Origin of the sequence: Butyrivibrio sp. INlla16, assembly GCF_900104155.1 — a bacterium.
In the GTDB taxonomy this organism is placed as follows: Bacteria; Bacillota; Clostridia; order Lachnospirales; family Lachnospiraceae; genus Butyrivibrio.
Genome location: NZ_FMYB01000003.1, coordinates 106,423 through 129,587, shown reverse-complemented (window position 1 = coordinate 129,587; position 23,165 = coordinate 106,423). Strand labels below are relative to the sequence as shown.

Here is a 23,165-nt window from a genome sequence, read left to right as displayed (position 1 = left end):
GTATGGTAATTTTAGATCAGATGAAGGTTGAACTCTCAAACCTGAGGGGTACTCTCGACGAGGTGACAGGTTCACTTGACCTTGATTCAAAGAAGAAAATGATCGAAGAGCTTTCCCGTGAGATGGAAGAACCTACCTTCTGGGATGATGCTGAGAAGGCCAACAAGAAGACAAGAAATCTTAAGAACATGCAGGACCTTGTTGCAGAGGTAGAAGGCCTTCACAAACAGTACGACGATATGATGGATCTCATCGACCTTCAGAATGAAGAGGGTGTTGATGATGACGATATGGCTGCAGAGATCAGGTCGGAGCTTGATCAGTTTGAAGATACTCTTGAGAAAATCCGTATCAGTAACCTTTTGAACGGACCTTATGACAAATATGATGTAATCCTCAGACTTAATGCAGGTGCAGGTGGAACAGAGGCTTGCGACTGGGCATCAATGCTCTACAGAATGTACACCAGATGGGCAGAGAGAAAGGGCTTCTCAACAGAAGTTCTTGATTATCTCGATGGTGATGAAGCCGGAATCAAGTCGGTTACATTCCAGATTTCAGGAACTAATGCTTATGGACTTCTTAAGTCAGAGCACGGGGTTCACAGACTTGTTCGTATCAGTCCGTTCAATGCACAGGCTAAGAGACAGACATCATTCGTTTCCTGTGATATCATGCCTGATATTGAGGAAGATGTAGATATCGACATTAACCCTGATGACCTTAGAATTGATACATATCGTTCAAGTGGTGCGGGTGGACAGCACATCAATAAGACATCATCTGCTGTGCGTATCACACATATTCCTACAGGTGTTGTAGTTGCTTGTCAGAATGAGCGTTCTCAGTTCCAGAACAAGGACAAGGCTATGCAGATGCTGAAAGCAAAGCTCTTCATTATGAAACAGGAAGAGCAGGCAGCGAAGCTTGCAGGTATCAGAGGTGAGGTAATGGATAACGCATGGGGAAGTCAGATCAGATCCTATGTCCTTCAGCCTTACACAATGGTTAATGATACTCGAACAGGTTTCAAGGCGTCTAATGCTGACGGAGTTCTTGATGGGGATCTTGATCCGTTCATCAATGCGTATCTTAAGTGGCTCGCAACCGGTGGTAAGCCTGTTGGAGACACAGAAGAAGAGTAACATCAAATATTTAAAAAACTGATTATAAACTTTTGAAAAAAGTTGTTGACACAGTTGTATTATTGTGTTAATCTACTCAAGGTCGTTATGACCAGCCGAAGACAGTAGGTGTCATTTGATGACGTAAGCACAGCGCCTACCGAGGAAAAAGTTTTAATATGACTTTTATGCCTCTTGTCTTTGTGATAAGAGGTTTTTCTTTGGCGGTAAATTCTATAAGGAGGTAAAAAGATGGCAAAGGTTGAATTAAAACAGCCCGTAGTAAAAGAGATTTCTGAGAAGATTCAGAACGCTCAGGCACTCGTACTTGTAGATCACCGTGGTTTAACTGTTGCTGAGGACACAGAGCTTCGTAGAAAGCTTCGTGCTGAGAACGTCAGCTACAAGGTTTACAAAAATACGATGATGAACTTCGCATTCAAGGGCACAGATTTTGAGCAGCTTTCAGATCTTCTTAACGGACCCAGCGCACTCGCTATTTCCGAGACAGATCCTGCAGCTCCTGCGCGTGTGCTGTGCGATTTCGCAAAGAAGGCAAAGGCACTTGAGATCAAAGGTGGTGTGATCGAGGGCAAGCTGTATGATGCAGAGGCACTCAAGGAGATCGCAAACATCCTTCCCAAGGATCAGTTGCTTTCCAAGTTGCTTGGTTCTATGCAGTCACCTATCGCAAACTTCGCTCGCGTTATTAAGCAGATCGCTGAGAAGAAGGCTGAGGGCGGTGAAGAAGCAGCACCTGCAGCAGAAGCAGCTCCTGCAGAGGAGGCTCCCGCAGCAGAGACAGCTGAGGCTCCTGCTGAAGAGGCAGCAGCAACAACAGCTGAGTAATATTTTAATTTTGAAAACAAACTTATTTTTAATGGAGGTAAATAATAATGGCAAAGTTATCTACAGCAGAGATTATCGATGCAATCAAAGAGTTATCAGTTCTTGAGCTTAACGATCTCGTTAAGGTTTGTGAGGAAGAGTTCGGCGTATCAGCAGCAGCAGGTGTTGTTGTAGCAGCAGCAGGCGGCGCAGCAGCAGGTGCTGAGGAAGAGAAGTCTGAGTTCAACGTAGAGCTTACAGAAGTAGGTCCTAACAAGGTTAAGGTTATCAAGGTTGTTCGTGAGATCACAGGTCTTGGTCTTAAGGAAGCAAAGGATCTTGTAGACAATGCTCCTAAGATGATCAAGGAAGGCGCTTCTAAGGAAGAGGCTGATGACATCAAGGCTAAGGTTGAGGCTGAGGGTGCTAAGGTTACTCTTAAGTAATCCATCGCTTATGAATTTACTGAAGGGAAGATACGCAGGTATCTTCCCTTTTTCGTTTCAAAAAAATAGATAAAAAAATTACTTGACGCGCGAAAAAGCTTGTTGTACAATGGATGATGCACTATTGTGGAGTGGTGGGCTTTTGCGCGCTTTTTTAGAGTACAACAGCTCAGCAGCCAAATAAAAAATAAGAACGGGGTGAATGTCAATGGAAAAAAACAGATTGCATCCTAGTGGTACTGGTAAGAATGTACGTATGAGTTTCCAGCGCCAGAAGGAAATCCTGGAGATGCCGAACCTGATCGAAGTTCAGAAGAACTCCTATCAATGGTTCCTTGACGAGGGCCTTAAAGAGGTCTTTGACGATATCTCTCCTATTGAAGATTACAGCGGTAAGCTGAGTCTTGAGTTTGTTGATTTCAAGCTTTGTGAAGATGAAATCGATAAAAACAAGAACACAATCGAGAAATGTAAAGAGAGAGATGCAACTTTTGCAGCACCGCTTAAGGTTATGGTCCGTCTTAACAATAAGGAGAGCGGAGAGATCGCAGAGCATGAGATTTTTATGGGTGATCTTCCTCTTATGACAGCAACCGGAACCTTCGTTATCAACGGAGCAGAGCGTGTAATCGTCAGCCAGCTTGTACGTTCCCCCGGTATCTATTACGATATTACTCGCGATAAGATCGGTAAAAAGCTTATCGCATGCACCGTTATTCCTAACCGTGGTGCATGGCTCGAGTATGAGACCGATTCCTATGACGTATTTTATGTAAGAGTAGACAGAACCAGAAAAGTACCGGTTACTGTCCTGATTCGTGCGCTTGGAATCGGATCCAACGAAGAAATTTTAGACCTGTTTGGTGATGAGCCCAAGATCCAGGCTTCATTTACAAAGGATCCCTCGACTGATTACCAGAGTGGTCTTCTTGAGTTGTATAAAAAGATTCGTCCCGGCGAGCCTCTTAGCGTAGAAAGTGCAGAGAGCCTTATTACAGCTATGTTCTTTGATGCAAGAAGATATGATCTTGCAAAGGTTGGACGTTATAAGTTCAATAAGAAGCTTCACTTCAAGAACAGAATTAATAAGCAGATTCTTGCAGAGGATGTTATCGATGAGAACACAGGCGAGATGATTGCAGCTGCAGGCACAAAGGTTGATCGTGCTCTTGCAACTGACATTCAGAATGCAGGTATTCCTTATGTTCTTATTCAGGGTGAGGAACGTAATATCAAGGTTCTTTCTAATATGATGGTTGATATTACAAGCTTTATCGATTGTAATCCTGAAGAGCTCGGAATTACTGAGGATGTTTATTATCCTGCACTCAGAGATATTCTTACAGAGTATGCTGATAAGGATCCTGAGAGTCTTGCTGACGTTATCAGAAAGAATGTAAACGAGCTTATTCCTAAGCACATTACTAAGGAAGATATTCTTGCTTCCATTAACTATAATATGCACCTTGAATATGGTATTGGCCATGACGATGATATCGATCACCTTGGTAATCGTCGTATCCGTTGTGTTGGTGAGCTTTTACAGAACCAGTACAGAATTGGTCTTTCCAGACTTGAGCGTGTTGTTCGTGAGCGCATGACAACTCATGACGCAGATGAGATCTCAGCACAGAGCCTTATCAACATCAAGCCTGTACAGGCTGCTGTTAAGGAGTTCTTCGGATCTTCACAGCTGTCACAGTTCATGGATCAGAACAACCCTCTTGGTGAGCTTACACATAAGCGTCGTCTTTCCGCACTTGGTCCTGGTGGTCTTTCAAGAGACAGAGCAGGATTCGAGGTTCGAGACGTACACTATACTCACTATGGACGTATGTGCCCTATTGAGACTCCTGAAGGACCCAACATCGGTCTTATCAACTCACTTGCAAGTTATGCAAGAGTTAACCAGTATGGTTTCGTAGAGGCTCCTTATCGTAAGGTAGATCGCACAGATCCTCAGAATCCTCGTGTAACTGATGAGGTTGAGTATCTTACAGCGGATGAAGAAGATAATTTCCATGTAGCTCAGGCTAACACACCTCTTGATGAGAACGGCTATTTCAAGAAGAATAATGCTTCAGGTCGTTACAGAGAGGAGACTTCCGAGTATCCGAAGACAATGTTCGAGTACATGGACGTATCACCGAGAATGGTATTCTCAGTTGCTACAGCGCTTATTCCTTTCCTTGAGAATGACGATGCTAACCGTGCTCTTATGGGATCAAACATGCAGCGTCAGGCAGTACCGCTTCTTACAACAGAGGCACCTGCAGTAGGAACAGGCATGGAGCAGAAGGCAGCTGTTGACTCAGGTGTTTGCGTAGTTGCTAAAAAAGATGGTGTTATCGACTTTGTTGACAGCAAACTTATCCAGATGACTTATGATGACGGTGAGAAGGAAGAGTATCACCTTATCAAGTTCCAGAGAAGTAACCAGAGTAACTGCTATAACCAGAGACCTATCGTATTCAAGGGCGACCATGTTAAAGCAGGTCAGGTTATCGCCGATGGTCCTTCCACTTATATGGGTGAGCTTGGCCTTGGTAAGAACCCTCTTATCGGATTTATGACATGGGAAGGTTATAACTACGAGGATGCTGTTCTTCTTAGTGAGAGACTTGTTCGTGACGATGTATTCACTTCTATTCATATTGAAGAGTATGAAGCAGAAGCTCGTGAGACAAAGCTCGGACCTGAAGAGATCACAAGAGATGTTCCCGGTGTCGGCGATGAAGCACTTAAGGATCTTGACGATCGCGGAATTATCCGTATCGGTGCAGAGGTTCGTGCGGGTGATATCCTTGTTGGTAAGGTTACTCCTAAGGGAGAGACAGAGCTTACAGCAGAAGAGAGACTCCTTCGTGCCATCTTCGGTGAGAAGGCACGTGAGGTAAGAGATACATCACTTAAGGTTCCTCACGGTGAGTATGGTATCGTTGTTGATGCCAAGGTATTCACAAGAGAGAATGGTGATGAGCTCAGCCCCGGTGTAAACCAGGCAGTTCGTATTTATATAGCACAGAAGAGAAAGATTTCAGTCGGAGATAAGATGGCTGGTCGTCACGGTAACAAGGGTGTCGTTTCCCGTGTGCTTCCTATCGAAGATATGCCGTACCTGCCTAATGGACGTCCGCTGGATATCGTGCTTAATCCTCTTGGCGTGCCTTCTCGTATGAATATCGGACAGGTCCTTGAGATTCACCTTTCACTTGCTGCTAAGGCTCTTGGATTCAATATTGCAACACCTATCTTTGACGGTGCTAACGAGAAAGATATTCAGGCTACCCTGACCATGGCTAACGATTATGTAAACAGCTCATGGGAAGAGTTTGAAGAGAAATATAAAGATTCTGTTGATCCTGAGATCATGAAGTATCTATATGACAACAGAGATCACAGAGAGCTTTGGAAGGGTGTTCCGATTCACACAGATGGTAAGGTACAGCTTCGCGACGGACGCACAGGTATTCCATTCGATTCACCGACCACTATCGGACACATGCATTACCTTAAGCTCCATCACCTTGTTGATGATAAGATCCATGCACGTTCAACCGGCCCTTACTCACTGGTTACACAGCAGCCTCTCGGCGGTAAGGCACAGTTCGGTGGACAGCGTTTCGGAGAGATGGAAGTTTGGGCTCTTGAGGCTTATGGCGCAGCTTATACACTTCAGGAGATACTTACAGTTAAGTCTGATGATGTTGTTGGTCGTGTTAAGACTTACGAAGCTATCATCAAGGGTGATAATATCCCTGAACCCGGAGTACCTGAATCCTTCAAGGTTCTTTTGAAGGAGCTCCAGTCACTTGGTCTGGATGTACGTGTACTTCGTGAGGATAATACAGAGGTTGAGATTATGGAGTCAGTTGATTACAGTGATTCTGACTACCGCTATGAGATCGAAGGTGAGGTTAACCGCGATTACGATCGTGAGAACCTTGCTGAGAACGGTTATCAGACACAGGCTTTTGATGAAGACGGAGAGCTTGTGACTGAAGATGAAGACGGAGCAGCTTTCGAGGAAGAATTTGATGCTGCAGATGGTCTTGATGACAACTTTTAATATGCGGTAATAAAGTAACTGCAATCATGTAAACAACAGAAAAGAGGTTACGAATGTCTGATTCTACAATGAATAAAGCAATAAACGATGCTTCAAGCGGAAGATCTTCAGCAGCACCGACATATCAGCCGATGACTTTTGACGCAATTAAGATTGGTCTCGCATCTCCTGAGAAGATCAGAGAGTGGTCACATGGCGAAGTATTAAAGCCTGAGACAATCAACTATCGTACACTTAAGCCGGAGAGAGACGGTCTCTTCTGTGAGAAGATTTTCGGACCCACAAAGGATTGGGAGTGTCACTGCGGAAAGTATAAGAAGATTCGTTACAGAGGTGTTATCTGCGACCGTTGCGGCGTTGAGGTAACAAAGAGCAGTGTTCGTCGTGAGCGTATGGGCCACATCGAACTTGCTGCTCCTGTATCACATATCTGGTATTTCAAGGGTATTCCCAGCCGTATGGGTCTTATCCTTGATCTTTCACCCAGAGTACTTGAGAAGGTTCTCTATTTCGCATCATATATAGTTCTTGATGCAGGTGAGACTAACCTTGAGTACAAGCAGGTTCTTTCAGAAAAAGAGTATCAGGATGCTCGTGAAGAGTGGGGCGGAAAATTCCGTGCCGGCATTGGTGCAGAGGCTGTAAAAGAGCTTCTTATGAGCATCGATCTTGAGGCAGAGTATCAGGAACTCAAGGAAGGCCTTGATACTTCAAGCGGACAGAAGAAACAGCGTATTATCAAGAGACTTGAGGTTGTTGAGTCTTTCCGTGAGTCAGGTAATGATCCGTCATGGATGATTCTTGACTGCATACCGGTAATTCCTCCGGATCTTCGTCCTATGGTTCAGCTTGATGGTGGACGTTTTGCAACATCAGATCTTAATGATCTGTATCGTCGTATCATCAACCGTAATAACCGTTTGAAGAGACTCCTTGACCTTGGAGCTCCGGATATCATCGTTAGAAACGAGAAGCGTATGCTTCAGGAGGCAGTTGATGCCCTTATAGATAACGGTAGACGTGGAAGACCTGTAACAGGCCCTGGAAACCGTGCACTTAAGTCACTTTCAGACATGCTTAAAGGTAAGGGCGGTCGTTTCCGTCAGAACCTCCTTGGTAAGCGTGTTGACTATTCAGGACGTTCCGTTATCGTTGTAGGTCCTGAGCTTAAGATTTACCAGTGCGGACTTCCTAAGGAAATGGCTATTGAGCTTTTCAAGCCCTTCGTTATGAAGGAACTTGTTTCCAGAGGAATCTCACAGAATATAAAGAATGCCAAGAAGCTTGTTGAGAGACTTGATGAGCAGGTATGGGATGTGCTTGAGGATGTAATCAAAGAGCACCCTGTAATGCTTAACCGTGCTCCCACACTTCACAGACTTGGTATTCAGGCGTTTGAGCCCATCCTTGTAGAAGGTAAAGCTATTAAGCTTCATCCCCTCGTATGTACGCCTTTCAATGCGGACTTCGACGGTGACCAGATGGCTGTACATCTTCCGCTGTCAGTTGAGGCACAGGCAGAGAGCAGATTCCTTATGCTTGCTCCCAATAACCTGCTTAAGCCTTCAGATGGTGGCCCTGTAAACGTTCCTACTCAGGATATGGTCCTTGGTATCTACTATCTTACACAGGAGCGTGAAGGTGCTAAGGGCGAGGGTAAGTTCTTCAAGAGCATTGATGAAGCTATCCTTGCATATGAAAATGATTACATTACACTTCAGTCAAAGATTACTATCCGTGTAAGCCGTAAGAACGAGAACGGTGAGGAAGAATCAGGACTTGTTGAATCTACACTCGGAAGATTCCTGTTTAATGAGTTCATTCCTCAGGATCTTGGATTTGTAGATCGTTCCGTACCGGAGAACAAGTATAAGCTTGAGATCGACTTCATGGTTGGTAAGAAGCAGCTGAAGAAGATTGTTACAAACATGATCAATACTCATGGAACATTTGCTACGGCAGAGGTTCTTGATAAGATCAAATCTACAGGTTATCACTACTCAACCAGAGCGGCCATGACCGTATCAATCGCAGATATGACAGTGCCTCCGCAGAAGCAGGAGATGCTTGATAAAGCTCAGGCAGTAGTTGATGAGATTGCAACAAATTATCGTCGTGGTCTCATGACAGACGAAGAGCGTTATCGTCTTGTAGTTGAGACTTGGATGGAGACAGATAAACAGCTTACAGATGTACTTCTTAAGGGACTTGATAAGTACAACAACATCCACATGATGGCTGATTCCGGAGCCCGTGGTAGTGATCAGCAGATCAAGCAGCTCGCAGGTATGCGTGGACTTATGGCTGATACAACAGGTCGTACAATCGAACTTCCTATCAAGTCAAACTTCCGTGAAGGTCTGGATGTTCTGGAGTACTTCATGTCAGCGCATGGTGCTCGTAAGGGTCTGTCAGATACAGCTCTTCGTACAGCCGATTCCGGATACCTGACACGTCGAATGGTTGACGTATCTCAGGAGCTTATCATTCGTGAGCTTGACTGTAGTGAAGGAAAGGCTACTATCCCCGGAATTACCGTTAAGGAATTCAAGGATGGTAAGGCTATGATCGAGCCTTTAGAGGATCGTATCACAGGAAGATATACATGTGAGGACATCAAGGATAAGGATGGTAACATCATTGTTAAGAAGAATCACATCATTACTCCCGGTCGTGCTAAGAGAATTCTCAGTGAGGGTGTTAACAGTAATGGTGATCCTGTAACAAAGGTTAAGATTCGTACAATCCTTACATGCCGTTCACACATCGGTATCTGTGCTAAGTGCTACGGAGCAAACATGGCAACAGGTGAGCCTGTTCAGGTTGGTGAGACAGTTGGTATTATCGCTGCTCAGTCAATCGGTGAGCCCGGTACACAGCTTACAATGAGAACCTTCCATACCGGTGGTGTTGCCGGTGGTGATATCACACAGGGTCTTCCCCGTGTTGAGGAGCTTTTCGAGGCAAGAAAGCCTAAGGGACTTGCTATTATTTCAGAGCTTGATGGTACAGCTACCATTAAGGATACAAAGAAGAAGCGTGAAGTTATCATCACAAACAACGAGACCGGAGAGTCCAAGGCATATCTCATTCCTTACGGATCCAGAATCAAGGTTATGGATAACGAGCAGGTTGAGGCCGGTGACGAGCTTACAGAAGGTAGCGTAAATCCTCATGATCTTCTTAAGATCAAGGGAATCCGTGCAGTTCAGGATTACCTGCTCCGCGAGGTTCAGAGAGTTTATCGTCTGCAGGGTGTTGATATCTGTGATAAGCATATCGAGGTTATCGTTCGTCAGATGCTCAAGAAGGTTCGTATTGAGGAAAGTGGAGATACAAACTTCCTTCCCGGAACACTTGTTGATGTACTCGACTTTGAGGATGACAACGAAAGACTTATCAGCGAAGGCAAAAAGCCCGCTGAAGGTAAGCAGGTTATTCTTGGTATCACCAAGGCAGCGCTTGCAACCAACTCATTCCTGTCAGCAGCTTCATTCCAGGAGACCACAAAGGTTCTTACAGATGCAGCTATTAAGGGTAAGGTTGATCCGCTTATCGGACTTAAGGAAAATGTTATTATCGGTAAGCTGATTCCTGCAGGTACAGGTATGAAGCGTTATCGCAATACAGCGCTCAATACAGATGCAAACTTCAAGGATCCCGAGAAGCTCATCTTAAAGAAGCGTCTTGATGATGACGATGAGATTATTACTGACCTCGACACAGATGCAGAAGAAGTAGTTGTAGCTGATGATGAGGAGTAAGTACTTTTCGAAATTATGAAAAGTATATAAAATAGTGCAATTTTAATTAGATTGTGCTTGACAAGGTAAATTTATATATTTATACTTAAAAACTGTGCGACGAGCGAGAGGGTAACTATGCCCTTTCGCTTGATGCATGTCGGTGATTGCGGGTTTTCTCATGTCAGGAGATAACTTGTTTATCATAAATGTTTTACCAATTAATACAGGAGGTGAAAGGAATGCCAACATTTAACCAGTTAGTTCGTAAAGGTCGTCAGACTTCCGAGAAGAAGTCTACAGCTCCTGCGCTTCAGAGAGGTTTCAATTCTCTTCACAAGAAGGCAATTGATACATCTTCTCCTCAGAAGAGAGGCGTATGCACAGCAGTTAAGACCGCTACACCTAAGAAGCCTAACTCTGCTCTTAGAAAGATCGCCAGAGTACGTCTTTCAAACGGTATCGAGGTAACAAGCTATATCCCCGGAGAAGGTCACAACCTTCAGGAGCATAGCGTAGTTCTCATCCGTGGCGGAAGAGTTAAGGACCTGCCTGGTACAAGATATCACATTATCCGTGGAACTCTTGACACAGCAGGTGTTGCAGACCGTAAGCAGGCTCGCTCCAAGTACGGCGCAAAGAGACCTAAGGCTGCAAAGTAATCTAAGTAACTATCATAACAAGATCTAATTTTTATTAAGTGTTGGTACTTTTTTTCATATTTAATATATAGAATTAAGAGAACCGCACGTACACTAAAATTAGTGAGTACCTATGATCTATAGTAAACAGATGAAGACTGACACTCATCTGCGATTCTAAAGGAGGGAAGAACCGTGCCGCGTAAAGGACATATTGTAAAACGTGACGTATTAGCGGATCCTTTATACGATAACAAGGTTGTAACCAAGCTTATCAACACAGTTATGCTTGATGGTAAGAAGGGTGTTGCACAGAAGATCGTATATGGTGCATTCGCACAGGTAGAGGAGAAGGCGGGTAAGCCTGCTCTTGAAGTATTCGAGGGTGCTATGAACAACATCATGCCCGCTCTCGAGGTAAAAGCTAGACGTATCGGTGGTGCTACATATCAGGTACCGATCGAGGTTCGTCCGGACAGACGTCAGGCTCTTGCACTTCGCTGGCTTGTAACATTTTCTCGTAACAGAGGCGAGAAGACCATGGTTGACAGACTTGCATCAGAGATCCTTGATGCATTCAACAACACTGGTGCATCTGTAAAGAGAAAAGAAGATATGCACAAGATGGCAGAAGCAAACAAGGCATTCTCACACTACAGATTCTAATAGAATTTTGGTGTCGGAAACGTCGATTATTATTAGGAGGATAAACCTTTGGCTGAAAGACAATATCCATTGGAGAGAACCAGAAACATCGGTATTATGGCTCATATTGATGCCGGTAAGACTACTCTTACAGAGCGTATTCTTTACTACACCGGTGTTAACTATAAGATTGGTGAGACCTACGAAGGTACTGCTACCATGGACTGGATGGAACAGGAGCAGGAGAGAGGTATCACAATCACATCTGCAGCTACAACATGCCATTGGACACTTCAGGAAAACGGAAAGGTTAAGCCCGGTGCTCAGGAGCATCGTATCAACATCATCGATACTCCCGGCCACGTTGACTTTACCGTTGAGGTTGAGCGTTCACTTCGTGTACTTGATGGCGCTGTAGGCGTATTCAGTGCAAAAGAAGGCGTTGAGCCTCAGTCTGAGAACGTTTGGCGTCAGGCTGATGGATTTAATGTTCCTCGTATGGCATTCATCAACAAGATGGATATCATTGGAGCAAACTATTTCGGAGCTGTTGAGCAGATCAGAAATAGACTTAAGAAAAATGCTATCATGATCGAGATCCCGATCGGAGCTGAGGATCAGTTCCAGGGTGTTATCGACCTTTTCGAGATGCAGGCTTACATCTACAACGATGATAAGGGTGAAGATGTAACAATCGGAGAGATCCCTGCAGATCTTAAAGATGATGCTGAGCTTTATCATGGTGAGCTTGTTGAGAAGATCTGTGATCTTGATGACGAGCTTATGATGAAGTATCTCGAAGGTGAAGAGCCTACTAAGGAGGAGCTTAAGGCTGCTCTTCGTAAGGCTACTTGTGAGTGTAAGGCTTTCCCTGTATGCTGTGGTTCTGCACACAGAAACCGTGGTATCCAGAAGCTTATCGATGCTGTTATCGAGTTCATGCCTTCACCTGTTGATATCCCTGCTTGTAAGGGTACTGACATGGATGGCAATGAGGTTGAGGTTGAGTCAACAGATGATGGCCCGTTCGCAGCTCTTGCATTCAAGATTGTCAGCGATCCTTTCGTAGGAAAGCTTGCATTCTTCCGCGTATATCGTGGTACAGCAAATTCAGGTTCTTATGTACTTAACAGTACTAAGGATAACAAGGAACGTCTTGGACGTATCCTTCAGATGCACGCTAACAAGCGTTCAGACCTTGATAAGGTTTACTCAGGTGATATCGCTGCAGCTGTTGGTCTTAAGAACACAACTACAGGTGATACACTCTGTGATGAGAAGAACCCCGTAATCCTTGAGTCTATGGAGTTCCCGGATCCCGTTATCGAGCTTGCTATCGAGCCTAAGACCAAGGCTGGTCAGCAGAAGCTTGACGAAGCTCTTATGAAGCTTGCTGAAGAGGATCCTACATTCAGAGCACATACAAACTCTGAGACAGGTCAGACTATCATCGCTGGTATGGGTGAGCTTCACCTTGATATCATCGTTGACAGACTTCTTCGTGAGTATAAAGTAGAGGCTAACGTTGGTGCACCTCAGGTTGCATACAGAGAAGCTCTTCTTAATGCTTGCGATATTGAAAGTAAGTATGCTAAGCAGTCCGGTGGACGTGGTCAGTATGGTCACTGTAAGGTTCGTTTCGAGCCTATGGATGCCAACGGAGAGAACCTTTACCAGTTCGATAGCGAAGTTGTCGGTGGATCTATTCCTAAGGAATACATCCAGCCTATCAGCGAGGGTATCGAAGAGGCTATGAAGGCAGGCTCTCTCGGCGGATTCCCGGTTGTTGGTGTACATGCAACAGTTTATGATGGATCATACCATGAAGTCGATTCTTCAGAAATGGCATTCCACATTGCCGGATCTATGGCATTCAAGGATGCTATGGCTAAGGGCGGAATGGTTCTTCTTGAGCCCATCATGAAAGTTGAAGTTACAATGCCCGAAGAGTACATGGGTGATGTTATCGGTGACGTTAACTCACGTCGTGGACAGGTTGAAGGTATGGACGACATGGGCGGTGGAAAGATTGTCAGAGCACATGTTCCGCTTGCTGAGATGTTCGGATATGCTACAGACCTTCGTTCAAGAACTCAGGGTCGTGGTAACTACTCTATGTTCTTCGAGAAGTATGCTCCTGTTCCGAAGAACATCCAGGAGAAAGTACTTTCCAACAAAAATTAATAAATAAATTAAGGGCGGCAACGATTTCTAACGAAATCGTGCCACAAAGCCCTTGTTTATACTATTTTATGCTTGATTTCAAGTGTAAATTTTAATATAATCGATATAGTCGGTTATTATGAGAAAAAATGTTGAAGTAACATTTTTATTTAAGGAGGATATTTAAAAATGGCAAAAGCTAAGTTTGACAGAAGTAAGCCGCACGTAAACATTGGTACAATCGGACACGTTGACCATGGTAAGACAACTCTTACAGCAGCTATCACAACTGTTCTTGCAGACAGAGGATTCAGCCCTGCTGTTGCTTTCGATCAGATCGATAAAGCACCCGAGGAAAAAGAGCGTGGTATCACAATCAACTCAGCTCACATCGAGTATGAGACAGCTACAAGACACTACGCACACGTTGACTGCCCTGGCCACGCTGACTATGTAAAGAACATGATCACAGGTGCTGCACAGATGGATGGTTCTATCCTCGTTGTTGCTGCTACTGATGGTGTTATGGCTCAGACAAGAGAGCACGTTCTTCTTGCTCGTCAGGTAGGTGTTCCTTACATCATCGTATTCATGAACAAGTGCGATATGGTTGATGATCCTGAACTTCTTGACCTTGTTGAGATGGAGATCAGAGACCTTCTTACAGAGTATGAGTTCCCTGGAGATGATATTCCGATCATCCGTGGTTCTGCACTTAAGGCTCTTGAGGATCCTAAGTGTGAGTGGGGCGATAAGATCATGGAGCTTATGGATACAGTTGATTCTTACATCCCTGAACCTACTCGTGAGACAGATAAGCCTTTCCTTATGCCTGTTGAGGACGTATTCACAATCACAGGTCGTGGAACAGTTGCTACAGGTCGTGTAGAGAGAGGTCACCTCAACCTTAACGACGAAATCGAAATCGTTGGTATCAAGGAAGAGTCTTCTAAGTCTGTATGTACTGGTATCGAGATGTTCCGTAAGACTATGGATTACTGCGAAGCTGGTGACAACGTAGGTCTTCTTCTTCGTGGTGTAGACCGTGACGGTATCCAGAGAGGTCAGTGTATCACAAAGCCCGGTTCTGTAACTTGCCACAAGAAGTTCACAGCAGAGGTTTACGTTCTTACTAAGGACGAGGGTGGACGTCATACACCTTTCTTCAACAACTATAGACCTCAGTTCTACTTCAGAACAACTGACGTTACAGGTGTTTGCAATCTTCCCGAGGGTACAGAGATGTGCATGCCTGGTGACCACGTAACAATGTCTATCGAGCTTATTCACCCCATCGCTATGGAGCAGGGTCTTAAGTTCGCTATCCGTGAGGGTGGACGTACAGTTGGATCAGGTAAGGTTGCTACAATCGTTGAGTAATTACATAGCCTTGAGCTAACAGCATAAAATGCAATTAGAACAGTCCTTCGTGTTCCCACGAAGGACTGTTTTTTGTTTATCAATTTTTAATTGGATTATTAATGTTTTATAGATAATAATTAAAGTGCAGCATTTCGATTTTTCTTGTGAGGTGGGAAAATGGATATACACGAAAAACATATCTTTGAAAGTAATTTTATGGGCATTTAAGTTTGCCTGCGTAATCCAGCTTTTTGAGATAATATCCACTATAGTATATCGGGCTGACAGAGTTGGACTAATTAATACTGTGGGAATGATTGTATTACAGGTTATAACTCTTGGTATTACCATATATGGATTTGCACGGTATAACAAGCGTACTCGCGTAGATACATTCTTATGGGCGGAATGGCGGCAGGCTATTTTGTTGTAATATTCGGATCTGTACATGTACCATATCTTTGGGCGTTCGGTGTTGGTCTTGTGTTGTTGGTGCTTCTGTATAATGATGTATTACTTACAACCATAATTTCCGTATTTGTATCTGTAGTGAATTTTCTTTATATATTTCTTTTCAGAATGTTCTCTGTGGAAGTATCAGAAAGAATAAACATGGTTATGACGGATGCCGTTTTTACAATTTTGATGTCATTGATGGCTGTTTTCTATGTGAGGATTAACAGCAAGCAAAACAAAGAAACGGTAGATGAGATGCAGGATGCTGCAAAAAAGCAGCAGGAAAAGGGTTTGCAGTGGTTGCCGATGAAATAAGGGCACTATCGGAACATACAAAGGCCTCGGCAGAACAGATTGCATCCACAATAGATGATCTTATAGGAAAGGTCAACACTGCATCGGATAATATGCAGTTATGCGTGGAATCAGCTAATCAGCAGAGCGAGATAATCATAGAAACCGGTGAAAAATTCGAAGTGATTCTTGAGAAGGTTACAGACCTTAACAGCAGAGCGGTAAAGATCGCCGAAAATGTTGATGAATGTGTCGAAGCGAACACAAAGGTTATGGATGCTATAAGTAATTTGTCGGCAACATCCGAGGAGGTTGCGGCATCTTCGCAGTCCAGCATAGAGATAAGTAAGGACTGTGAAAAGGACATGGAGACCACCAAAGATATCCTTCATGAGATTCTGAAAATCAGTAAATCGGGAAAATAAATAGCCGGAGGGAGTGATAGATATAACCTCAAAATCGGCGTAATAAGTGTCTTGACAATCGCTCTAAACAGTTGTAAATTAAATCGGTAAAGGCAAAGGCGTCTTGGAAGTGTGTTCCGAGACGCCTTTTTTCTGTTTAATGAAAAGAAGAGCAGTCAGCGCTTCATTATTATTGTAGAAAGGTTTATCATGGCGAGCATAAATAATAATTATCTTAAGCTTCCAGGAAGCTATCTGTTTTCAACAATCGGAAAAAAGGTAAAGGAGTATTCGGAGAATAATCCGGATGCTGAGATTATAAGACTTGGAATAGGCGATGTTACACAGCCTCTTGCACCTGCGATTATTTCAGCACTTCACAGTGCAGTTGATGAAATGGGAAATGCAGAAACTTTTAAAGGGTATGCCCCGGATTTGGGATATGTTTTCCTGAGAAATGCTATATCAGAAAAGGATTATAAGGCACGTGGATGTGATATAGAACCGGATGAGATTTTTGTATCAGACGGTGCTAAGAGCGATTGTGGGAATATTCAGGAGATTTTCAGTACAGATAATAAGATAGCTGTATGTGATCCGGTTTATCCGGTCTATGTTGATTCCAATGTCATGGCCGGTAGAACCGGGGAGTACGATCCTCAGACAGAGCGCTTTAAAGATGTTATTTATATGAAATGCACCAAGGAAAATGGCTTTGTACCGGAGCTTCCTGAGGAGGTGCCTGATCTTATTTATTTATGCTTCCCCAATAACCCTACAGGCATGGTGATGAATAAAACTCAGCTGCAGGAATGGGTGGATTATGCACGTAAAAATGATTCAATTATTCTATATGATTCTGCATATGAGGCGTATATATCGGAGGATGATGTTCCGCACAGTATTTATGAGTGTGATGGAGCAAAAGAGTGTGCGATTGAGTTCAGATCATTTTCTAAGACAGCAGGCTTTACAGGCTTAAGACTTGGCTATACAGTTGTTCCGAAGGAACTGACTGCAGGCGGTGAAAAGCTATGGCCGCTCTGGGCAAGGAGACACGGGACAAAGTTTAACGGAGCTCCTTATATTGTTCAGAGGGCCGGCGAAGCAGTATATTCAGCTGAAGGAAGAAGCCAGGTAAAAGAGCAGATAGCTTATTATATGGAAAATGCGAGAATAATAAAGGATGGACTGGTGGAAGCCGGATACGAAGTTTACGGAGGAATAAATGCTCCTTACATCTGGCTTAGGACACCTGATGAAATGACCAGCTGGGAATTCTTCGACTACCTCCTTGAAAAGGCAAATGTTGTAGGGACACCCGGATCGGGATTTGGTCCTTCCGGAGAGCATTATTTCAGACTGACAGCATTTGGAAGCAGAGAAAATACAATAAGAGCGATAGAACGTTTTAAGAAGCTTTGATTATTTTGAATAATAATGACCATACACCGAGGATACAGCCCAAACTGATACTTCGGTGTAATGTTTTTTATGATAGAAGGGAGAGGATATGGCTAAGTACATTTTTGTAACAGGGGGAGTTGTTTCAGGACTTGGAAAGGGAATTACTGCGGCATCACTGGGAAGACTATTGAAAGCAAGAGGCCTTAAGGTGGCAGCCCAGAAGCTGGATCCATATATAAATGTTGATCCGGGAACCATGAGCCCTTATCAGCACGGCGAGGTTTATGTCACGGAAGACGGTGCCGAGACAGACCTTGATCTTGGACATTATGAGAGATTTATCGATGAGGATTTAAATAAATATTCCAACCTTACTTCGGGAAAAGTTTACTGGAATGTGCTTAATAAAGAGAGACGTGGTGAATACCTTGGATCTACAGTTCAGGTTATTCCTCACATCACAAATGAAATCAAGAATTTTGTGTACCGCGTAGGCAGAGAGACTGATGCGGATATAGTAATCACCGAGATTGGTGGTACAATTGGTGACATTGAGTCACAGCCTTTCCTGGAAGCTGTAAGACAAATATCTTTGGAAGTAGGAAGAGAGAACAGTCTCTTCATACATGTTACGCTTGTTCCTTATCTTCACGGCTCTGATGAGCACAAATCAAAGCCCACTCAGCACTCTGTTAAGGAACTGCAGGGAATGGGCATAAATCCTGACATTATTGTACTTAGATGCGATGAACCGCTTGAGGACAGCATTTTTCAGAAGATATCACTGTTCTGCAACGTCAAGGAGGACTGCGTAATTGAAAATCGTACCCTTGGCAGTCTGTATGAAGCGCCGCTCATGCTGGAACAATCGAAGTTCTCAGAGGTAGTCTGCAGAGAACTCGGACTTGATGTTCCCGAACCTGAACTTGATGAGTGGAAGCAGATGGTCAGCATGATAAAAAACAGAAACAAGGAAGTAAAAATAGGCCTTGTTGGAAAATATGTAAAGCTTCACGATGCATATCTCTCCGTTGCCGAGGCTCTTACTCATGCGGGATTTGCATTTAATGCGCATATAAACATCGAGTGGATTGATTCGGAAGAGCTTGATGAGAATAACTATGAGGAAAGATTGAAAAATCTCCATGGAATCATTGTGCCGGGAGGCTTTGGAGACAGAGGCATAGGTGGAATGATACTTGCGGCAAAATATGCAAGAACTCACAATGTTCCTTACTTTGGAATATGTCTTGGAATGCAGATCGCCGTAATAGAATATGCCAGAAATGTTGCTGGTATTGAAGATGCGTGCTCGGGCGAGTTTTCACATGCATCGGAGCATAAAGTCATTGATTTCATGCCGGGGCAGTCAGATGAAGTAGATAAGGGCGGTACACTCAGACTTGGCAGCTATCCTTGCTGTATCGTAGAGGGTACTCTTATGGAAAGATGCTATAAAGAGAGCCTCATCAATGAGAGACATCGTCACAGATACGAGTTTAACAATGATTACAGAGAAGTGCTCTCGGGAGCCGGCCTTTGCCTGTCCGGATTTTCACCGGATGAAAAACTCGTTGAAACTGTGGAAGTAAAGAATCATCCATTTTATATTGGTGTTCAGTTTCATCCTGAGTTTAAGTCCAGACCCAACAGACCTCATCCGATCTTCAGAGAATTTATAAGAGCATCACTTGAGACAAAGTAAATCTCTTGAAAAAAGCTTATCACTTTAATATAATTATTTTAACTATTTATCGTGATTTGCTTTTTGGAGATGTATATGGAAGCTCATGCTAAACAAGTTGAACGTGAATCAGCGGAATCATATATTTTGCGTGCGGGCGTCTTCGAGCAGGAAGGCAGCAGCGTGGATGAATATGCGGTTTTGATAGAAGGACTCAGGGCTCACTATGACAACTATGAGCTGTATTTTATGCTTGGTCTGTATTACAGGTATCGTAATGCAGATCAGGCATTTTTGTGTTTTGAGAACGCTATCAGATACTGCGATGAACCTGAGGATGAAAAGATAATCCGTGACGCTATTGAAGGAATAAAGGACAGGGCCAGGGTTCGTGGGACTTCGATAGTAATTGTGTCTTATAATGATTTTGAACTTTGCAGGGAATGTATAAGAGCCATCAGGAGATACTACCACAAGGATGATTTAGAGATAGTTGTAGTGGATAATGCCTCGACAGATGAAGCTCTTCTGCGATATTTGCGGGAGCAGAAGGAAAAAAACAAGAAATTTATTCTGATCGAAAATGATAAAAATGAAGGTTTTCCTGCCGGGTGCAACAAGGGACTGGAAGCCGCTAATGCGGAAAATGATGTATTGTTCTTAAACAACGATGCAGTACTTATGACCAATGCACTATTCTGGATGAAAATGGGACTCTATGCCGATAAGAGAAACGGAGCGTCCGGGGCAGTTACAAACTGTGCGCCTTCTCAGGAAGTGTCAATGGAATCACTGCAACCTTATCTGCAAAATGCTCCGATGGATGAGACAAGACCAATAACCAGTATATCTTCGGATGCCAAAGAACACCGATGGTGGCGTACAATAAGCCTGGATTCGGCTCTTGAAACCGCAAAAAGTTATGCGAAGGATCATAATGTTCCGATGTGGAATCCGTTTGAGGTAAGGTGCAGACTTACAGGATTTGCCGTGCTGCTTCGAAGGGAAGCTCTGAATAATGTGATGATGAAGGATTCAGAGGAAAGGAAATGGCTCTTTGATGAGCGCTTTTCTCCCGGATATTTTGAAGATGATGATCTCGGGATACGTCTTTGCCTTGCGGGCTACAGACAGATTCTGTGTCATAATGCATTCATTTATCATCATGGCGGAAGCGGTTTTGCCGATAAAACCGATGCGATGGAGGCTTCCAGGGAGAAGTTCAAGGAAAAGTGGGGCTTTGATATATGGAATTATACCCTCCTTGAGGAAGATAAGATGAATGCGCTTATGTCTGCGATAGCTGAGAGTGATAAAAGAGCTTCAATTGATGAAGATGCCAATCCTAATAAAGGCCAGACTGATCTTAAGCTTTATAACCGTGTGCTTAGAATATTGGATATCAGTGCCGGGATGGGAACTACGTTGTCTGCGATAAAGTATCAGATGCCTGACAGCTTTACCGCCGGAATAACAAACGTAGATGTTTTTGCCGGACTCTCCAAATATATGGCTGATGACATGATTTCAGGAAACCCTGAACTTGTAACTTTTCCATGGCCGGAACACAGCTTTGATTTCATTATTCTGGGAGATATCCCGGCGTCAGCCTCTGATCCGGAGAAGCTTCTCAGGAAACTGCATGTTTATCTAAAAGAAAATGGCCAGCTAATAAATGTCATTGGGGAAACGGGTTGATTTTGGCGTTATTTTACGCACGAAAAAACGAAATAATATTTCGAAATATTTTTGATAATTTGTATGTAATTTCGTTAAATATTTTGAAAATTACCAATTTTTCTAAAAATATATTTCAAATATTGTCGGATGAGTGAAATCTCAAAGACGAAAAAATGTGCATGGGTTTTGAAATAGTTATAAAAAATTCAGAATCCATGCACTTTTTAGCAACATGACCAAAAAACGCAGATAAATTTATTGAATTTTATCACAAAATTTAAGAAAAAAATAAGTGACGAAAAAACGTTCATACGTTATACTTGTAAATGCTACAGAAGTATCTGATTGCATTTTATTATTACTATTGTGGCCAGGTAAGGAGACCTGAAATAAATATTACGGATAGGAGGTATATGTAATGACAAAAGCTGAGATACTTAAGAGAGAAATTTTAGCACAGTATAAGAGTGTCAGACAATTCGCGATTGATATGTCGATTCCATATAGCACATTGGTAACAGCACTTGACAGAGGTATTGAGGGCATGGCCTATGGTACCGTTATTCGTATGTGCGACAAGCTCAACCTTAATCCTGTTGATTTCAGCACGCTAGAGAAGGGAACAGATCTTGGAAACAAGATTGTAGAGAACCGTGTGATGCTGCAGTATGTTAAGCTCAACAAGGTTGGCCGCAAAAAGGTGCTTGATTATATGAGCGACATGACAGCCCTTGAAAAATACCAGGCATAAGATTTACCGTTTATATTATGAAGATTACCGGCCCGGAAGGAAATCCTTCCGGGTTTCTATTTGCCCTGAAATATGATACTATTTCAAGTGTCCTGTCATGATGGTGGGATTGTGCCGCAGACTTAGTTATCTTCTGCGGTATTATGTACATGGTTTTGGAGGGAAAAATGAAATACGATTATTTGATAGTTGGAGCAGGACTTTTCGGCTGCGTTTTTGCACATGAGATGGCAAGAGAAGGCAAGAATGTTCTTGTAATAGATAAAAGAGATCATATCGGCGGCAATATTTATACTGAAAATAGAATGGGAATTAATGTCCATAAGTACGGAGCCCACATTTTTCATACATCCGACAAGAAGGTATGGGAATACATAAACCGCTTTGCTGAGTTTAACCAGTATATAAACTCACCTGTAGCGGTATATCACGACGAACTTTATAATCTTCCTTTTAATATGAATACTTTCAGCAAGCTCTGGGGAATCAGAACTCCTGATGAGGCTCGTTCCATTATTGATGAGCAGGCCAGGAAAGAAGTGAAACGTATCTTGAAGGAGCGTGCTGCAAACGGTGATGAGGCTGCGGCAGAACAGCTTGATGTGGCAGCTGCCAGTGGAGAGGACATTCGTGAAGGTTTTGAAGCAGCTAATCTCGAGGAGCAGGGGCTTTCTCTTGCCGGAAGAGATGTATTTGAGAAGCTGGTTAAGGGCTACACTGAGAAACAGTGGGGTAAGGACTGCAAGGAGCTGCCTGCATTTATTATAAGAAGACTTCCCTTCAGATTTATCTATGATAACAACTATTTTAATGACAGATATCAGGGAATCCCCATGGGAGGTTATACCGGTGTTATAAAGAAGCTTCTTCTTTTAGAGCCTTCGGATGTTGCATCAGAAAATAATTTGCCCGGGAGTATAACCGTAAAGACTGAAACTGAGTTTAAGAGCTTTGTGAAAATGGATGGCGATGTACCTGCAAAACCTTTCACATCGACTTCAGGGGATACTTTTGACAGGATTCTCTACACAGGTATGATCGATGAATTCTTTGGATATAAGCTTGGTAATCTTGAGTACAGATCTCTCAGATTTGAGACAAAGGATCTTCCCGATAATGATAACTATCAGGGAAATGCAGTTGTAAACTATACAGAGCGTGAAGTGCCCTATACCAGAATTATTGAGCACAAGCACTTTGAATTCGGTACCGGCAAAGGAACTATTATCACGAAAGAGTATCCTGCGGACTGGAAGCCGGGTGATGAGCCTTACTATCCGATGAACGATGAGAAAAACAACAAGCTTTTTGAGGACTATAAAAAGCTCTCTGATGAGTTCGGCGACGTTCTCTTCGGTGGACGCCTTGGCCAGTATAAATACTACAACATGGATCAGGTCATCGCCGCCGCATTGGAAATGGTAGAAGGAATGTGAAAATAAAAATAGGTGCACAATAAATCGATTAT

General features: G+C 43.3%; 16 protein-coding genes and 1 other annotated feature. All 16 genes read left to right on the top strand.

All coding sequences use genetic code 11. The features are described 5' to 3' along the window. The first annotated feature begins 2 nt into the window (after nucleotides 1-2). The 16 genes from prfB (at nucleotide 3) to BLR42_RS02415 (ending at nucleotide 23,133) form a co-directional block, all read left to right on the top strand. Nucleotides 3-1,145, top strand: a complete 1,143-nt coding sequence (prfB, locus tag BLR42_RS02485) for a peptide chain release factor 2 (RefSeq protein WP_026499424.1) — start codon at nucleotides 3-5, stop codon at nucleotides 1,143-1,145. 77 nt (nucleotides 1,146-1,222) lie between these two features. Beyond that, nucleotides 1,223-1,353 (top strand) — a sequence feature (ribosomal protein L10 leader region). A 23-nt stretch (nucleotides 1,354-1,376) separates the two neighbouring features. Continuing rightward, on the top strand, nucleotides 1,377-1,973 hold the full coding sequence (gene rplJ, locus BLR42_RS02480; protein WP_091866351.1) for a 50S ribosomal protein L10: 597 nt from the start codon (nucleotides 1,377-1,379) through the stop codon (nucleotides 1,971-1,973). 47 nt (nucleotides 1,974-2,020) lie between these two features. Beyond that, complete coding sequence (rplL, locus tag BLR42_RS02475; RefSeq protein WP_091866349.1) at nucleotides 2,021-2,398, top strand: 50S ribosomal protein L7/L12; 378 nt, start codon at nucleotides 2,021-2,023, stop codon at nucleotides 2,396-2,398. Nucleotides 2,399-2,606: 208 nt separating this feature from the next. After that, a complete protein-coding gene (locus tag BLR42_RS02470; RefSeq protein ID WP_091866347.1) occupies nucleotides 2,607-6,467 on the top strand; it encodes a DNA-directed RNA polymerase subunit beta in 3,861 nt (1,286 codons plus the stop codon). A gap of 68 nt (nucleotides 6,468-6,535) precedes the next feature. Beyond that, on the top strand, nucleotides 6,536-10,231 hold the full coding sequence (gene rpoC, locus BLR42_RS02465; RefSeq protein ID WP_091866457.1) for a DNA-directed RNA polymerase subunit beta': 3,696 nt from the start codon (nucleotides 6,536-6,538) through the stop codon (nucleotides 10,229-10,231). A 221-nt stretch (nucleotides 10,232-10,452) separates the two neighbouring features. Continuing rightward, nucleotides 10,453-10,872, top strand: a complete 420-nt coding sequence (gene rpsL, locus BLR42_RS02460; protein ID WP_022760817.1) for a 30S ribosomal protein S12 — start codon at nucleotides 10,453-10,455, stop codon at nucleotides 10,870-10,872. Nucleotides 10,873-11,046: 174 nt separating this feature from the next. Next, the gene (rpsG, locus tag BLR42_RS02455) at nucleotides 11,047-11,517 is read left to right on the top strand and encodes a 30S ribosomal protein S7 (protein WP_022760818.1); all 471 of its coding nucleotides are present in this window, start codon (nucleotides 11,047-11,049) and stop codon (nucleotides 11,515-11,517) included. Between the two features lie 48 nt (nucleotides 11,518-11,565). Then, a complete protein-coding gene (gene fusA, locus BLR42_RS02450) occupies nucleotides 11,566-13,680 on the top strand; it encodes an elongation factor G (protein ID WP_091866345.1) in 2,115 nt (704 codons plus the stop codon). A gap of 168 nt (nucleotides 13,681-13,848) precedes the next feature. Further along, a complete protein-coding gene (gene tuf, locus BLR42_RS02445; RefSeq protein ID WP_022760820.1) occupies nucleotides 13,849-15,039 on the top strand; it encodes an elongation factor Tu in 1,191 nt (396 codons plus the stop codon). A 381-nt stretch (nucleotides 15,040-15,420) separates the two neighbouring features. Then, entirely contained in the window at nucleotides 15,421-15,792 is a 372-nt protein-coding gene (locus BLR42_RS23450) for a hypothetical protein (RefSeq protein WP_242879161.1), read from the top strand. Further along, complete coding sequence (locus BLR42_RS23445) at nucleotides 15,774-16,196, top strand: methyl-accepting chemotaxis protein (RefSeq protein ID WP_242879160.1); 423 nt, start codon at nucleotides 15,774-15,776, stop codon at nucleotides 16,194-16,196. Before BLR42_RS23450 ends, BLR42_RS23445 begins: the two co-directional genes overlap by 19 nt. A gap of 189 nt (nucleotides 16,197-16,385) precedes the next feature. Further along, the gene (locus BLR42_RS02435) at nucleotides 16,386-17,600 is read left to right on the top strand and encodes an LL-diaminopimelate aminotransferase (protein WP_091866455.1); all 1,215 of its coding nucleotides are present in this window, start codon (nucleotides 16,386-16,388) and stop codon (nucleotides 17,598-17,600) included. A gap of 88 nt (nucleotides 17,601-17,688) precedes the next feature. Then, the gene (locus tag BLR42_RS02430; protein ID WP_091866343.1) at nucleotides 17,689-19,287 is read left to right on the top strand and encodes a CTP synthase; all 1,599 of its coding nucleotides are present in this window, start codon (nucleotides 17,689-17,691) and stop codon (nucleotides 19,285-19,287) included. 75 nt (nucleotides 19,288-19,362) lie between these two features. Beyond that, entirely contained in the window at nucleotides 19,363-20,964 is a 1,602-nt protein-coding gene (locus tag BLR42_RS02425) for a glycosyltransferase (RefSeq protein ID WP_170832610.1), read from the top strand. Between the two features lie 400 nt (nucleotides 20,965-21,364). Next, complete coding sequence (locus BLR42_RS02420) at nucleotides 21,365-21,697, top strand: transcriptional regulator (protein ID WP_091866339.1); 333 nt, start codon at nucleotides 21,365-21,367, stop codon at nucleotides 21,695-21,697. A gap of 167 nt (nucleotides 21,698-21,864) precedes the next feature. Continuing rightward, nucleotides 21,865-23,133 (top strand): UDP-galactopyranose/dTDP-fucopyranose mutase family protein, encoded by a 1,269-nt coding sequence (locus BLR42_RS02415; protein ID WP_091866337.1) that lies wholly within the window; start codon nucleotides 21,865-21,867, stop codon nucleotides 23,131-23,133. The last annotated feature ends 32 nt before the right edge of the window (nucleotides 23,134-23,165 follow it).

Coding starts and splice junctions, on each gene's coding strand:
- prfB (WP_026499424.1), top strand. CDS start 3: ATGGTAATTTTAGATCAGATGAAGGTTGAACTCTCAAACCTGAGGGGT.
- rplJ (WP_091866351.1), top strand. CDS start 1,377: ATGGCAAAGGTTGAATTAAAACAGCCCGTAGTAAAAGAGATTTCTGAG.
- rplL (WP_091866349.1), top strand. CDS start 2,021: ATGGCAAAGTTATCTACAGCAGAGATTATCGATGCAATCAAAGAGTTA.
- BLR42_RS02470 (WP_091866347.1), top strand. CDS start 2,607: ATGGAAAAAAACAGATTGCATCCTAGTGGTACTGGTAAGAATGTACGT.
- rpoC (WP_091866457.1), top strand. CDS start 6,536: ATGAATAAAGCAATAAACGATGCTTCAAGCGGAAGATCTTCAGCAGCA.
- rpsL (WP_022760817.1), top strand. CDS start 10,453: ATGCCAACATTTAACCAGTTAGTTCGTAAAGGTCGTCAGACTTCCGAG.
- tuf (WP_022760820.1), top strand. CDS start 13,849: ATGGCAAAAGCTAAGTTTGACAGAAGTAAGCCGCACGTAAACATTGGT.
- BLR42_RS23450 (WP_242879161.1), top strand. CDS start 15,421: ATGGGCGGAATGGCGGCAGGCTATTTTGTTGTAATATTCGGATCTGTA.
- BLR42_RS02435 (WP_091866455.1), top strand. CDS start 16,386: ATGGCGAGCATAAATAATAATTATCTTAAGCTTCCAGGAAGCTATCTG.
- BLR42_RS02430 (WP_091866343.1), top strand. CDS start 17,689: ATGGCTAAGTACATTTTTGTAACAGGGGGAGTTGTTTCAGGACTTGGA.
- BLR42_RS02425 (WP_170832610.1), top strand. CDS start 19,363: ATGGAAGCTCATGCTAAACAAGTTGAACGTGAATCAGCGGAATCATAT.
- BLR42_RS02420 (WP_091866339.1), top strand. CDS start 21,365: ATGACAAAAGCTGAGATACTTAAGAGAGAAATTTTAGCACAGTATAAG.
- BLR42_RS02415 (WP_091866337.1), top strand. CDS start 21,865: ATGAAATACGATTATTTGATAGTTGGAGCAGGACTTTTCGGCTGCGTT.